The following is a 14122-nucleotide window of genomic DNA, read 5'->3' as shown; positions in this document are numbered from 1 at the left end:
GTCATCGGCTCTCCAATAACTTCGTGCCATGTTTCCACAGGGAGTTGGCTGGTTACGATGGTGGAGGCGCGGCCATGGCGATCGTCAAGGATTTCCAGTAGATCGCGCCGCTCGGCCGCAGTGAGCACTGACAATCCCCAATCGTCGAGAATCAGGACCTGGGCGCGGCCCAGTGTTTTGAGCAAGCGAGCATAACGTCCATCGCCCCGCGCGAGCCCCAACGCTTCGAACAACCTTGGGACGCGATGGTAGAGAACCGAGCGATTGTCGCGGCAGGCTTTGTGGCCGAGGGCACAGGCTAACCAACTTTTGCCCAATCCGGTCGCCCCGGTTATGAGCAAATTCTCGTGGCGATTGATCCAGTCGCCGCTGACGAGCTTGGCGAAGACGGCCCGGTCGATGCCCCGCGGCGTGCGCAAATCGACGTCCTCCACGCACGCATTCTGGCGGAGCGAGGCCAGCTTGAGGCGCGTGGTGAGCCGCCTGGTGTCGCGTTCCGCGGCTTCCCGGTCGACCATTAGGCCGATGCGATCTTCGAACGGCAAGGCTTCGAGATCAGGCGATCGTCGCTGCTCTTCGAAGGCCTTGGCCATGCCGCTCAAGCCGAGCTCGATCAGGCGTTCATGGGTAGGATGGTTGAGCATACAGGTCTCCTTGGCTTCAGTGGAAATAATCCCGACCGCGGATGTTGCCGTGGCGCAGGGGTTGGTGTTCGGAGGACTCGTCGAGAAAGGTGCGATCCAGGCCGTTCTGGAGGATCGAGCGGATCGAGGCGACGGATCGCGCCTTGATCAGAATGCCGCGCCGGCAGGCTGCGTCGACGCGCTCGGCACCGTAGCTTTTGACGAGCGACAGAATGCCGAGGCAGGTGCGAAAGCCTTGCTCCGGGTGCGGCCGGGCCGCGATCACGGTCTGGAAGAAGGCGGCGGTCGACGGACCGATCCGCTCGCCGGCGGCGATCACTCTGGCGGGCGTCCATTGGCCGTAGCGGCGATGGGCGCTGGGCATGTGGTCGGTGACGGTGGTGTGGCCCCGCCGGTTGGGCGCGCGGGCGTGGCTGGCGATCCTGCGGCCGCTGTGGAAGATCTCGACCGTCCCATCGTCGATGCGCGCATCGACAAGCTCACGGATGAGCCGATACGGCGTGGAATACCAGTGTCCGTCGATCTCGATATGATAGTCGGGGCCGACCCGGCATCGCTTCCAGCGCGCGAAAGCGTAAGCCTGGTCCGGCAGCTTTGTGAGCTTGGGCTTGTCGAGCTCGGCGAACAGTTCGGCGCGGCTGGCGCCAAAGTCGCGCATCTGCCTTGCATTGAGTTCGACGACGAGTATTTTGATGGCCGCGTTCAGCTCCGCCAACGAAAAGAAGCGTTGGTTGCGCAGCCGAGCCAGAATCCATCGCTGGGCGACTTGCACCGCAACTTCGACCTTTGCCTTGGAGTCGAGCGCGCATTGCATACGGTGACGAGCATGGCGCGCAAGTTTTTACGGTCACCCATCCGTTCCATCCGCTGCGAGGACAGACGTTCGAGCTGCTCGCCGTGCGCAACAACTGGGGCGGAGACCGCGTGTCATACGCAGGCCCCGAAGGGAGGCTGCGCACGCTTCCGGTCGAATGGACTGACGTTATCGAGCCCGAACTCGTAGTCACGGTTGGTGCTGGTCGCGCCTTCTTCCGAGCCGATCGACTGCGTGAGCTGCGCAAGCTCATCGATGAGGGCCGGAGGCAGCAGGAGGAGCCACCGTCATGTTAGGCAAATTATGTACAATGTGTCTTAGGAAATATGTGCATGCATCGGCGGTGGCGCGCGAGACGACACACGGTGACCAGCAAATAATCGGCGATAAGATAGGACAATTGTGGATTTTGCGATCCCATCTTCTTGATATCCGTCCATATGTTGTATCTATTTATCAAGACACATACGCGATTCGTGCTTCAAGGAGGCCGGATGGCATCAGATTCACGTCAGCGGGCGCGGCGCCGACAGGCCTTGCTGGCGCAGGGCGCCACCCACCCGCGCCCTCAGGCCGTGACCGATCCGCTCTTTCGCGGCAGTGCATTCTTCGATCCGAACGATCTGGTCCAGGTCAAGTACGAGATGCTACGCAGCGTCGAGAAGGAGGGGCGCGCCGTGGTGGATGCAGCAGAGGCCTTTGGACTGTCCCGGCCGGTCTACTACGTGACCTGGGAGCTGTTCAATCGCGAAGGTCTGCCGGGCCTGTTACCACGCAAACGCGGGCCGAAGCGTGCGCACAAGCTTACCGAGGAGGCCCTTGCCGTGCTGGCGCAGGCGGTGCGCGAGGCCGAACGCATGCCAAGCGGTGCAGAGTTGGCCGAGCTCTTGGCCGAACGTTGCGGCATTTATGCCCATCCACGCAGCATCCTGCGACGTCTGCTCCCGTATCTGAAACCGCAGGAAAAAAAACGCTCCCGATCGCCGAAGCGGCAGCGCTCGAACCCGCGCCGTACGTAGCCCATTACGAGCTGCTTCGTTCACAGGTCATCGGCGCGCGAGCCGATCTCGGCGGGGTGAGTCCAAGAGGTCAGCCCGGCGGCGTCGGTCTTGCCTTGCTGCTGTGCGAAGGGATGCCCAGGTGGCTCAGGGCACTTGAGGGCGTTATCCGTGCGTCAGGCGTGCTGCGCACCGCAAACGCCGCGGAGATGCCGGCGGCTGAACCTCCCAGCGCGTGGTCTGCGCCGCAGTGGCTCGGCAGCGTGCCGCATCGCGATCTGACTGCGCTTCTGGCCAATCTGGTTCTCTCGACGCGTTGTGTCGAACACCCGAACCGAAGGAGGGATATCGATCATGCCAATGAACAGTGAGGCCAATCAGAAGATCACGGCCACGCATCTGTCGCGCATGGCATTCCTGTACGTGCGACAGTCGACGCTGCGCCAGGTCTTCGAGAACACCGAGAGTACGCAGCGCCAGTATGCGCTGCGCGATCGTGCCGTCGCACTCGGTTGGCCGCTTGATCGGATCGTGGTCATCGACAGCGATCTCGGGCAATCCGGCGCCAGCGCGGCCGACCGCGAGGGCTTCCAGCGTCTGGTCAGCGAGGTTGGCCTGGGCCGTGTCGGGATCGTACTCGGACTTGAAGTATCGCGCCTTGCGCGCAACAACACCGACTGGCATCGATTGCTCGAGCTGTGTGCACTCGCTGACACACTGATCCTGGATGAAGACGGGCTGTATGATCCGGCGCACTTCAATGACCGTCTACTCCTGGGTTTAAAAGGAACCATGAGTGAAGCCGAACTTCATGTGCTCAAGGCGCGACTTCGCGGCGGCATCCTCAGCCGCGCCCGCCGCGGCGAGCTGAAGCAGATGGTCCCGGTCGGCTTTGTGCATGATACACAGGAGCGTGTTATCCTTGATCCGGACCTCCAGGTGCAGGCAGCCGTGCGGCTGTTCTTCGACACCTTCAGGCGCGCAGGCTCCTGTTTGGCGGTGGTAAAGGAGTTCCACGCGAAGGAGCTGCTGTTCCCGCGCCGTTTGAGAAGTGGCGCACACAAGGGCGAACTCGTGTGGGCTGAGCTCCTGCACTGTCGCGCTCGGCAGATCATCCATAATCCGCGCTATGCCGGCGCCTTCGTGTTCGGTCGTACCAAACACCGTCGTCTGCCGAGCGGAAAGTACTCTTCGCGGCAAGTTCCAAGCGAGGAGTGGATCCTGCTGCGCGACATCCATCCGGGCTATATCAGCTGGGAGGAGTACCGATCGAACCTGGACCGTGTGAAGGGTAATGCGCTGGCCTGGAGCACCGAGCAGCATCGGGGCCCGGCGCGCGAGGGGACGGCCTTGCTGCAAGGTCTTGTGATCTGCGGGAGCTGCGGCGAGCGTATGTCGGTGCGTTATCACTCTCACCACAACCAACAAGTGCCGACCTACTGGTGTGGCCGGCGCCCGATGCACCGCGGCGAGATCGGTCTGTGTCAGACGGTGCATGGCAGCGCACTCGATGCTGCGATCAGCGACATCCTGATCGAGGCAATGACGCCGCTGGCGGTCGACGTCGCTCTCAGCGTGCAACAGGAGCTCGCCAGCCGTCAGGAGGAAGCAGATCGGTTGCGCCGTCAGCACGTGGAGCGAGCGAAGTATGATGCAGAACTCGCGCAGCGCCGCTTCCTCAAGGTCGATCCCGACAACCGGCTGGTGGCCGATGCCCTGGAAGCCGACTGGAATACGAAGCTTCGTGCGCTCGCCGCTGCACAGGAAGCATACAACAAAGCCTCGGCCGCCGATGTAAGCGTCGTGACCGATGCCGAGCGTACCGCGCTGATGGCTCTCGCCACCGACTTCCCCCGCCTCTGGCGCAATCCGTGTACGCAGATGAAAGACAAGAAGCGCATGCTTCGCCTGCTGATCGAGGACGTGGCGCTCAGCAAGGGTGATACGATCCACGTGGATATCCGCTTCGTCGGCGGCGCGACGCGCTCACTGGATCTGCCGCTGCCGAAGTCGTGTGTCGAGTTGCGTACGACAGATGCCGCCGTGATCGAGGAGATCGACCACCTCATCGATACCTACACGGACAAAGAGATCGCCGATCTGCTCAACGAGCGAGGCGTGCGGACCGTCGTGACCACTCCTTGGACAGCTGCGCGGATCGGGCGGCTTCGCCATAGCTACCACCTCATCGATCGGCATACACGCCTGCTCGCGCAGGGACTGCTGACTCCGCAGGACGTCGCGGCTCGCTACAACGTTGTGGTCTCAACCGTCCACATGTGGCGCCGACGTGGCCTGCTACGCGCACATCCGGTCAACGATCGCGGCGACTTCCTCTATGAGATTCCGCCAGAGGACCTGCCGACGAAGTTCGCTCACAAGCGCGATTACCAGATCGATCCTGTAACTTCATCCTCACGTAACTGACGAGGTGCAATATGAGTCTGAGCCCTTATCTTTTGGGCGCCGCGGCCGGGCTGCGAGAATGGCCGTGCCGTAATGGCTCGCCATCTCGGCATAGGTTCGGTTGAGGCCAGGATCGTGGCGGTCGGGATTGGTGACGGCGGCCTTGAGATTGTCGCAGACCACGAATGTCGGCGCGCCGCCGAGGAAGGCGAAAAGGTTGATGTGGACCCGGATCCAGTCGACGAGCCCCTCGCTTGGGCAGGCCTCGGCGTAGATATAATTGGACGCACCCATCGCCGCGACGAACAGCTTCATCGACTGCACTTCCCCACTTGAGGGGTCGATGACGTCGACGGTGTCGCCGGCGAAATCCACGAAAACCTTCTCGCCGCCCAAATGGGTCTGCCGCATCGAAGGTCGGGCTCGCCCCTTCCAGACCTCGTAGGTCGTGCAGAACCATGTGTAGCCGAAGCCATCGGGATGGGTGGCGCGATACTCGTCCCACAGCAGCCGGCGGGTCACGTTGCGCCGGCGCAACTCCTTGTCGACATAGCCCCAGTCGGGAACGGTCCTCTGGGGGCTCTGCGACGCCAGCTTCGGCGCAGGAAAAAGCAGCAGCTCCACGTCTTCATCGGTCATTCCGGCCGGCAACGGCCAGTTCAGCCCGGCAGCCCGGGCCCGGCGCAGATAGCTGTGCACGGCACCGTTGCTGATGCCCAGGGTGCGCGCGATGGCTCGCTCCGGCAAGCCTTGAACATGTTTTAAGCGGAGAACCTCTTTGATCCGGCGCATCGACAATCTCTGGGTGGGCATCGGCCTTCCTCGTTCACTGACGAGGCAGTTCCTAAGCCGGTTGAGTTGTCGGCCGAAGCGGGCTGAGCCACTGAAAAGCTGCTCACGATCCCGCGAAATCCGTGCTCACGATCGTCTGAAATCTCTGCTCACGATCCCCTGAAATCCGTGCTCACGATCGCGCGAAACATGCAGCTTGAGGGCTGAGCGCCGTCTTGCGATACTTGGCGCAGGTGGCCTGGGCGGGGGAAGGCGCGGACGTGCAAAACCAAATCTTCGAGGCGGCGCTTGGCATTGCCAAGCCGTGGTACGTGAAGGGCGTCGATTTCGATGCGGGCAGGAAGTTGCTGACGATCACCATCGATTTCGTCGTCGGAACGCGCTTCCCAGCGGTCGGCATGGCGTATCGATGGCTATGCAAAAGCACGCAAAGATGGCGACAAGAACGGGTGTTAGCGGCTGCGAGGACGGCGCTTAAACGGCGCAGTCTCGGTGAGGCGCGTAGGGGCATTGCAGCCCCCCGGTGAGCCGAGTGGGTTGCCGTCAAGGTGGGTGGCCAAAACGGCGCCGGCGGCGACCAACATGGCGACGCGGCAGGGCCGAGAGGCGCACAAGCGGCGACGCCGATCGCGAACAACGATGACAGAGTCCGAGGCAAGGTGCGCTGCCGCGAGGTGGATCGCTCGAAGCAGTGTTGACTGTGGGCAACCGGCGCTCTGACCTGGTCACCAAAGGACCATGGTCCGTCACGCATCGCCATCGAGCGCGATACCGGCGGTTCCGCTCGGCGTGCATAGCCCAGCCACGGTCAGTTGCCTGATAACGCCGCCAGGGCTCCCTACGCCGCTCACGCCTTGCTTCCTGTGCGCAGGCCCCGAAGCAGTAAATCTGACCGCGATCGCATCGGCGGCAGACGAGAACCTGAACGCGGCAACGGGAGCACAAAAAATAACCTGCAGATGTCATCAGAGCATTCCGCGCGGCACGCTGTGCGTTCTCGTGTTGTCGCTGCGTTTTGCAACATCCGCACCGCGGTCCGCTCAAGAACCTCTCGCATCGAGAGCCATCAACCCTCGGAGGGAGGAGGGCTGAGCCGGTCGCTGCTGTCAAGGCTGGCCTGCGGCCACCGCCTTCGGCGGCTGGCGGCCTTGACAGCAGCGGCCAGCCCAGCCGTCGTCGGCCACCATCAGTTCGACGACTTAGACCGCCCGGATGCTCTGCCCGCGTCCGATGTCGCCAGATTTACGCGGTTCTCGACAGCCATCGACAGCACGCCGTGTCCGCCGCGTTCATTCAGACGGTAACAATGGTGGATATCGCAACGGGCTGGACCGAATGCTTTCCGCTCATCGTGCGTGGGGCAGCTCTTGTGGTCGAGGCTCCGGTCTGGTCTCCTTCAGATGGTACGAGACGACAAAATTCGGCATTGTAGTTGCTCCGCTCTGTGGCGCATGCGCAGTTACGAGGCTGCGCGGAGGTGACCCGGCCCCTTTGGTGGTGAGAACCCGACTGTCCCTACCACGCCCGCTGCCAGCGAAGTCAGCGGCGATGACTCGGCGCTCGCCTAGTGGCCCCTTGAAAGCGCTGTCCCACCACGCGCCGAAAAAATTCGGTGGCCAGCCGTCGCCCTTGGATTAGCAAGGCTAACCACATCCCCCCGGTGCTTGGGGTGGCGCGCAATCCGCGGGCTGCCGCCAAATTGTATCGCGGAGAAGGACTGCAAGGCACCTCCCTGGACTGGTGGCCGCCTAATCCAACCATTGGTCTATGCTGATCGTTCAGGACTTGCAGATTTAGGAGAGACTAGAATGGCTAAACGCGCGCGCATTCGCTGCGTCAACAAGACGGAAGGAAAGAACCCTCACGAAAGAATCACACATGTTGGGGGAGTAAACCCCAACGGGACGCAGTGGAAGCGATCCATCGATCAGGCTATCAAAGATATCGAGAGCGACGAATGGAAGTTCTATGTCGAAGAAAACGGCCGCAGGGTTGATGTCGTGTGGGCCACGCACGAGGGACACAGGTACATCAAGACAGCGGCGGACGACATTCAACCCAACAATCTTCTTCTGCTCGCTAACTGTCCGTGACATCGCGTCAGCTCAGCTAATCGCGCCTGGGAGCAGTCATTCAAATGAAAGCCGGCCTCCTCGAAGTACGGGCAAGCATTCTTAAAACGGAGGCTGCTTACGTCGCTTTGCGGCGCAGCCTTTATGTTCACTTCGACGCGGCCGCGCTCGCCGCGGATGCGGTGCAAGCGGTCAGGCAAGTGATGGGCTGCACGGCGGAGAGTGCGCCGCCACGGGGATGATTATACCCTTCCTGACCCATGCGTCGAACGCGGCCTCGGAGCAGCCGCAGTAGGTTGCTGCGTCGGGCTGTGTAAGACCACGTGGGTCGATCTGGTTGGTGCATTTTATCCGCTCCGAACGCCTGCGTTCGCCAGCGAAGCTTTGTCCCGTTGGTAATTTCGATTTGTTCCAGCCACCAGTAGAAAGTTAGCGGCGACGTTAGTCGGCACCCAATTTGCCGTGCGCATGGGATCGTGTCCCACGGCGTGGTGTAGCTGGCGGCGGGTCACCGCGTTCGCCGGCGTGAGCCGAGCTGGTCAGCTGGCGATTGCCTGTAGGTTGACGGTCGGATCATCGCTCAACGGCGTGATGGTTTCCAGCCTCATGTAGCGGGCGCGCTGGACAGCCCACTCATCGTTCTGCTCGAGCAAGATCGCGCCGATGAGCCAGATCAAATATGATCTGAGGCCTACAGGCATCGCAACCTCGTCGAGCGCTGTGTCAATCGCATCAAACAGTTCCGTCGCGTCTCTACCCGCTACGAAAAGACTGCCAGAGCTTACCTATCGATGCTAAGCATCGCCGCAGCGATGCTCTGGATTAGAACCGTCAACACGACCTAGAATCAAGTGGAAGTCGTTTTCGCAAAACAACTTTCCCTGATTCGCTGCCCCGATGCGCTTAAACTTCGTGAGATATACGGGTTAGCAGCGCTTGCCGATCGACGACGAGATTGTCGAGGTTCCGCAGGTCTGCTTGCCGTGTTCCCGCCAATCGCCCAACCAGCGTCCGCGTGCCATCCACTACGAAGACGCCGCAATCATAATCGTTCCTCTGCTGACGCATGCTGGCGTCTTGCAGGTTGGCACCCAGCCGTGCTGCTAGCCATGCGGCAGGTTGATCATTGTGTCCCCCGGAGGAGTCGTAGTGATAGGCAACCGGGCCTTCGCGATCGCGACGGTCAACCAGCAGCAGCGACCAATGGGTGCCCCGGCGATTAAGGTCCGTAGCGCTGGCATCGTTTACTGGCAAGAACAGGAAGTCAGCAGAATCATTACCGTTACGATCAACGACAATGCGCTGGAATGCGGCTAGCGCGTCGCTGTCGACGGCGTGGCCCAGCTGAAAGGCTATCAGGGGATCCACGAGCCGCGTGCGAGCAGCGAGATTCGGATTGTCTCTCTGCAACTCCTGCTCCAGCAGCCTATAATCCCTCAGGATATGCTGGTCGCGCAGCCATTGCCTAGGACCGAGCACGAGCGAGCCTACCGAAGCTCGTACGTGGGCATCCGAAGCCGAGGATTGGCGAGGATGATGGACGAAGTAAGCATCGCGGCGCCCTCGTCCCAACTCGATCGAGTAGGTTTCACCGTTGATAGAGACCGACTTTGGAACGCTGTGCGAACTAGGCATGAGCATTTTGTTATCGAGTACATCGATCAGGAGGTCCGACACCGGCTGAGACCCGTGCTGCCAATCCTCGCCGACGAGATAGCCGATATCTTCTAGCAACTGAGATGCGCCTGATGGCCCCATCATGAACGGCGATCTGGCGGCGCGGTTCGGCTCCGGCGGATAATACGCATCGTCCGGCGTCTCGTGCGCTGTGGACGGCAAATCAACCAGAGAGTCAAGACCGCCATATACTTCTGATGACCGGGCTGATGGACCTTCCGGACTTGGCCACATACTCGCATCAAAGTCGGACGGCACTCGCGGTGACCAGGCTGAGCTCGACCCGGCACTTTCCTGCCGACCGGCCTGTCCTGACGAACCTTCCCGCGTTGGCCGCTCACTGGCCTCAAAGTCGGATCGCAATCGTGGCGACCAGATTGAACTCGTCCCGGCAGGCGGCGGCTCCCCACCTGTCTGCTCAGGAGACAACCCGAGCGCCGCGTTCGCCTCGACGACTTGTAGGTACTGCCCAAGCCTATCGAGGCTCACTGAGCATTGTCCGACTGCTTCGACGAAGTCCCGGTAGTCTACTTTCAACGACCATTTCTGCACATCGCTGCCGTTGACTCGGCTTGCTATGCTTTCCCTACCGCCTTGGCGGAGCCAATCACTAAATTTGCGTTGCTTGCTGGCAATTTTCAGGGCGTTATATCTCTGTCTAGTCGAATCCATTCCGAGCTTGGTTAGCTCTTGGTGAGCCAGGCCCTCGATAAGGCGAGCGTCGTCTGGATAAGGATCAAAAGGGGCCGATTTCGATGCGGACTCGGCGCCTAGGTACTGCCGAAGCTGATCCAGACGCAGGACGGGTTTTCCCTCGGTCTCGGCAAAGTCCTTCACGTCTAGTTTCAACGACTGTCGCTGCTGATCGCTGCCAATGAGACGGCTCACTATGCTCCCCCTATCTCCCGCTTTGAGCCAATCACTGAACCTGCGTCGCCCGCTGGCAGTATCCACGGCACGTCTTCTCTGGGCGGGCAAGTCGGATTCGAGTTTGCTCAGCTCTTCCTTGACCACGGCATCGATGATGCGGGCGTCGTCCGCATACGGATCCAGTTTTCGGACCCCGGTGCCCAGGCCTCGGTACTTCCGAATCTGATCGAGACTGACGGTCTGTCTTGTGGCTTTGTAGAAGTCTGTTTGATCTGCTCTCAACGACAGTTGCTGCTGTTCAGTTCCGCTGATTCGGCTCACTATGCTGCCCCTAGCCTCCCTTTGGAGCCAATCACTAAACCTACGTTGCTTGGTGGCCATCGTTGAGACGCGGCTTTTTTGCTCTGGAGTCGGGTCGGGTCCAGCGTTGCTCAGAGCTTCATTGACAACGGCATCGATAATGCGGGTGTCGTCGGGATAAGGATGATTTTTGAAGCGTCCCATCAGGCGGGGCCCGGGGCCGACGGCGTGGAGTTCTTGCCCATCAGGCGAGAGTCTCCGCAGATGAGACAGTGCCGACTTGAGACGCTCACGATGGTCGCCCCCGCTTGCCCTGTAATCCTCGATATCAGCGGCTAATGACTCGGGATCGTTAAACAACCGAGAAGCCATCGGATCCCTGTTCTGTGCTCGAAGCCAACGAGCAAACGCGGTAAGAACGCCCTGATTGTCCGTGAGGGTGGGCTCGGGAACCCTTCCGTCCCCTCGGCCGAGGCTACCGTCAGGTAGAATTTCGTACCCTCGGACTGCTTCCACGAACTGCCCAATGCAGCGCTCGTCTTCCGGATGCATGTCCTCGCCGGCGGAGCGACCACGCTTGACGAAATCCATCCGAAGCTCTGAAGACATCGCGTCGGGGCCCGAGCCGCCGGAGAACTTTTCGCGACGGCTCCGCCCGAAGGCCTTGCCGAGCCCCGACTTAACACGCGACCACAGCCCTCCACTCCTCTTATCCCTCGTCCGCGCGACAACCTCCGGTTCCGACGGTGCCGTATAGCGCGTGCTGCTGAATAGCCTCTCACGCAGATCAGAGCGCGATCCCTCCACAGCCGAACCACGAAGGTGAGCTCGCGGCAGGTCTACGCTGTGGCGCGTCCTGCTGAATCCGTAGTCTTGCAAGTTGGATTGGGACGGCGTCCGTATCGAACCACCGTCGACAGTACGCTGGATACTTCCATGCCCCTCCGCGGCTCGAGTGTCGGGTGAACTCAGCTCGGCGGAGCTCTCCTCACATGCGCGGCGTTGCAGCTCGCTCAACTGCTGCTCAAAGCCAGCTTGATCCACAGACAAATTGTCCGACTCTTGCCGCGCACGCTGCAGCTCATGCTGCTCAGCGTACCAACGCATCCAATGATTCCGATCGTTATAGCTCGGTTCCACACCACTCTCCCTAGGTGAGGTTAATCGGTTAATCTTCATAGCCGCTGAGAGCTACACTCGGGTGCACTGACCGCAACGACGCCAGCTTCAGAAAGCTGATCGCCGAGGTCGGCAGCCAGAACTTGAGGACAGTCGTCGAGCGCACGCTCCAAGCTCGTGCATTGCTCACACCGCCCAGCCTTAGCTGCCGCAGAAGAACTCCCTGGCCCTCCTTAGCACTAGGTGGCCGATGCGCCAGAAGTGCGGCCATGCGACGAGCCCCATCACAAGAGGCCTGGATCCGTGCTGTGGTTTTGCACTCACGACAACCCGGAGGCTGCGAAAGAGGTATTCGCTCTATCGGAAGGCAACAGTGTTGGCACCCTTCTGCTCGAAACCACGACATAAGGTACATCGAACTGAAGTTGGGATCGCCCGAATACAAGATGCCAGAATTCCACGTTGAGACCGCCTAAGTGCGCCCGTCAGGCCACCTTCTGCGACGATGCCGTCGTGCCAACCTGACTCGGAGCCTATCCGGCTTGCATGGGACTGGCCTCAAGGCGCTCCTTCAGGTTATTCAAATAGTCCTCCGCATGGGATTGCGCCTGCGAAACCGCCAAGTCGACCCCGGCATTCGCGGCCCTTTCAATGAGTTCTTTCGCTAGCCCCTCGCGCATCGCGAGTTTGACCTCGGGCCCGGAGATACAGCCAATCGCCTGCGCCGCAACACTGAGGCCGAACTCTTCCAGCGCATGGTCCATATTGCCCCCGCTAATGGCGGTGTGGAGAAGAGTCGTCGTTGCCGACTCGAATTCGAGGGCCATTGATGCAAGATCGGCCAATTGGCCCAGGCCCGGAATGAAGCCAAGCGCGCCAACCGCTGTGGCGGCCCAGTCAGTCGCTTTCGCTTCGACATTGAGCACGCCGTCGAGTATGGGCTTCGCGTCGTCGAGTGCGTGCTTGAGCGCCCCGCCATTCTTCTTCACAGACTTGATATCGGGCTGGTCGGCCACGCCCATCATCATGTCCGCGACCGCGGACTGCTCGGCCGCGGTTTTGGGAACATGGGTCTTGGTCTGCTGAACGGTGCGGTTCGCAGCCGACATGTTGCGGTAGAAGTTCGTGAAGTCGTTGTTGCTGATGTTACCGGAATCGACCCTATGTCCGCCACCGAAGTCGAAGAACTTATGATGGGTCTTGTAGCCCGTAATCGAATTGTTCAGTAGTGCGAACAATAGCGGATCCGAGAGCAGCTGCGACGCAGCTTGCCGTACCTTCGGATCAAGACTCTTGTCCTCGGCCAATCTCGCCAACTTGTCCCGGGTCAGCACGCCGCCTCCAAAGAAGGCGCCCTGATTCTTGTTGATCGTGTCGAGCGTGTTCAGCTCGGTTCGCGTGAGGCCCATCGACGATGAAGCGACTTGAAGGAAATCCTCTTTGTGGACCTGATCAATCGCACCACCGTACAGCTGCTTCCAGGCATCCGGGTGGTCGAGGAAGTATTGGGCCGCCGCGATCACCTGCGGCGGGCTCTTGCCAGTTTGGGCGTTGCCGTCGACGATCTGCTTGAAATCCGCCAGGCTCAGGTTCTTGGGTAGGTAGTCGGAATACCGGTAAAGCTCGCGCATTGCGTCGTTCACGGTCATGACTGACGGTTGTCCATTTCCGGTACCATCGGAGGGGATGTAGTTCTGCTCGTAGCTGTGCGCCTGCTGCTCCTGGAATGCGGCAACTTGCGGATGATTGCTGCAGAAGCTGGACAAACGATCGGCAACTCTATAGGACCTCCAGTCGGATGTCCCTCCGAGCGCAGCGAAGAGCTTGCGGTCCTGGTGCAATCCTTGGATTGCGGCTTTCAGATCCGGCGGCACAGATGGATCGAAGTCGGTGGGTGTGATGTGTCCCCACCAGAGGGGCAACTGATCCTTGTGGCGGTTCAGCACTGCCACGATCTGCAACTCGGCATTGGTCAGCGTGCCGTCAATCCACGTGACGTTCGACATTTCCGGTGCGGGAACGCCCTCCTCCGCGGCCTTAACCGCCGCCTTCACATTCGCCGGCAGCAGATCCAGCGGATCCTCCGGCACAGGCAACTTTGGGTCCAGCAGTTCCGGTGGTGGGGACGGCAGCTCGGATTTGGCTTCCCGCGCGCAACTGGACAACATGGCCTCGAAGGGGTCGCCTTGCTCACCGGGCGACTGCACGGAAGGACCCAAGGTCGTGGTTTCCGGACCAAGCACGAACAGAGCTGGAACCGCACTGGCGGATGACGAAGAGGTGTTGAGCTGCATAGCATTATACTCGGATGTGAGGGTGGAGCTTGTTTGAGGAAGCCCGCGTCCAACCTATCGGTCAGAAGGATGCCGAACTTTTGGGTCACGTCGAGCTTTGAGTGACTGTTTATTTCGTAAGGCGCTCACTCAACTG

8 protein-coding genes and 5 pseudogenes are annotated in these 14122 nt (G+C 60.7%); 7 read left to right on the top strand and 6 right to left on the bottom strand.

The annotated features are described in order from the left end of the window. Positions 1-5: 5 nt before the first annotated feature. Together istB and NLM31_RS06650 are read right to left on the bottom strand one after the other, a co-directional pair. Positions 6-644 (bottom strand): annotated as a pseudogene (istB, locus tag NLM31_RS06655) (IS21-like element helper ATPase IstB); the annotation flags it as partial. 16 nt (positions 645-660) lie between these two features. Beyond that, positions 661-1437, bottom strand: a pseudogene (locus NLM31_RS06650) (IS21 family transposase); the annotation flags it as partial. On the opposite strand from NLM31_RS06650, the gene NLM31_RS06645 reads away from it, so the two are divergent. The 3 genes from NLM31_RS06645 to NLM31_RS06635 all read left to right on the top strand — a co-directional run bounded on the left by NLM31_RS06645 (position 1431) and on the right by NLM31_RS06635 (position 4883). Then, positions 1431-1754, top strand: a complete 324-nt coding sequence (locus NLM31_RS06645; RefSeq protein ID WP_256561097.1) for a DUF5372 family protein — start codon at positions 1431-1433, stop codon at positions 1752-1754. The pseudogene NLM31_RS06650 and the gene NLM31_RS06645 sit on opposite strands and share 7 nt — an antisense overlap. 198 nt (positions 1755-1952) lie before the next feature. Beyond that, complete coding sequence (locus NLM31_RS06640) at positions 1953-2477, top strand: helix-turn-helix domain-containing protein (RefSeq protein WP_254128543.1); 525 nt, start codon at positions 1953-1955, stop codon at positions 2475-2477. Positions 2478-2810: 333 nt separating this feature from the next. Beyond that, positions 2811-4883 (top strand): recombinase family protein, encoded by a 2073-nt coding sequence (locus tag NLM31_RS06635; protein ID WP_254191822.1) that lies wholly within the window; start codon positions 2811-2813, stop codon positions 4881-4883. Positions 4884-4907: 24 nt separating this feature from the next. On the opposite strand, the pseudogene istA reads toward NLM31_RS06635, so the two are convergent. Beyond that, positions 4908-5675, bottom strand: a pseudogene (gene istA, locus NLM31_RS06630) (IS21 family transposase); the annotation flags it as partial. A gap of 239 nt (positions 5676-5914) precedes the next feature. Here istA and NLM31_RS43300 point away from each other — a divergent pair. The 3 genes from NLM31_RS43300 (at position 5915) to NLM31_RS06615 (ending at position 7968) form a co-directional block, all read left to right on the top strand. After that, positions 5915-6181, top strand: a complete 267-nt coding sequence (locus tag NLM31_RS43300; RefSeq protein ID WP_256561096.1) for a hypothetical protein — start codon at positions 5915-5917, stop codon at positions 6179-6181. A 1281-nt stretch (positions 6182-7462) separates the two neighbouring features. Next, complete coding sequence (locus tag NLM31_RS06620; protein ID WP_254128541.1) at positions 7463-7747, top strand: DUF3892 domain-containing protein; 285 nt, start codon at positions 7463-7465, stop codon at positions 7745-7747. A 44-nt stretch (positions 7748-7791) separates the two neighbouring features. Continuing rightward, complete coding sequence (locus tag NLM31_RS06615; protein WP_254128540.1) at positions 7792-7968, top strand: hypothetical protein; 177 nt, start codon at positions 7792-7794, stop codon at positions 7966-7968. Between the two features lie 297 nt (positions 7969-8265). Here NLM31_RS06615 and NLM31_RS06610 read toward each other — a convergent pair. After that, positions 8266-8394 (bottom strand): annotated as a pseudogene (locus tag NLM31_RS06610) (IS256 family transposase); the annotation flags it as partial. Between the two features lie 24 nt (positions 8395-8418). Here NLM31_RS06610 and NLM31_RS06605 point away from each other — a divergent pair. Continuing rightward, positions 8419-8571: pseudogene (locus tag NLM31_RS06605) on the top strand (IS5/IS1182 family transposase); the annotation flags it as partial. A 58-nt stretch (positions 8572-8629) separates the two neighbouring features. Here the strand turns inward: NLM31_RS06605 and NLM31_RS06600 are convergent. Continuing rightward, positions 8630-11164, bottom strand: a complete 2535-nt coding sequence (locus NLM31_RS06600) for a Ulp1 family isopeptidase (RefSeq protein ID WP_254128539.1) — start codon at positions 11162-11164, stop codon at positions 8630-8632. 1061 nt (positions 11165-12225) lie between these two features. Further along, positions 12226-13986: an HrpF/NolX family T3SS translocon protein gene (locus tag NLM31_RS06595; RefSeq protein WP_305884090.1), complete on the bottom strand. Its 1761-nt coding sequence runs from the start codon at positions 13984-13986 to the stop codon at positions 12226-12228. Between the last annotated feature and the right edge of the window lie 136 nt (positions 13987-14122).

Origin of the sequence: Bradyrhizobium sp. CCGUVB4N (assembly GCF_024199945.1) — a bacterium.
In the GTDB taxonomy this organism is placed as follows: domain Bacteria; phylum Pseudomonadota; class Alphaproteobacteria; order Rhizobiales; family Xanthobacteraceae; genus Bradyrhizobium.
The sequence above is the reverse complement of the archived record's forward strand: the minus strand, read 5'-3'. Positions and strand labels throughout refer to the sequence as shown.

What these genes read in the sequence shown, in the direction of transcription:
- NLM31_RS06640 (WP_254128543.1), top strand. Translation starts at nt 1,953, where the DNA reads ATGGCATCAGATTCACGTCAGCGGGCGCGGCGCCGACAGGCCTTGCTG.
- NLM31_RS06600 (WP_254128539.1), bottom strand. Translation starts at nt 11,164, where the DNA reads ATGGATTTCGTCAAGCGTGGTCGCTCCGCCGGCGAGGACATGCATCCG.
- NLM31_RS06615 (WP_254128540.1), top strand. Translation starts at nt 7,792, where the DNA reads ATGAAAGCCGGCCTCCTCGAAGTACGGGCAAGCATTCTTAAAACGGAG.
- NLM31_RS06620 (WP_254128541.1), top strand. Translation starts at nt 7,463, where the DNA reads ATGGCTAAACGCGCGCGCATTCGCTGCGTCAACAAGACGGAAGGAAAG.
- NLM31_RS06595 (WP_305884090.1), bottom strand. Translation starts at nt 13,986, where the DNA reads ATGCAGCTCAACACCTCTTCGTCATCCGCCAGTGCGGTTCCAGCTCTG.
- NLM31_RS06635 (WP_254191822.1), top strand. Translation starts at nt 2,811, where the DNA reads ATGCCAATGAACAGTGAGGCCAATCAGAAGATCACGGCCACGCATCTG.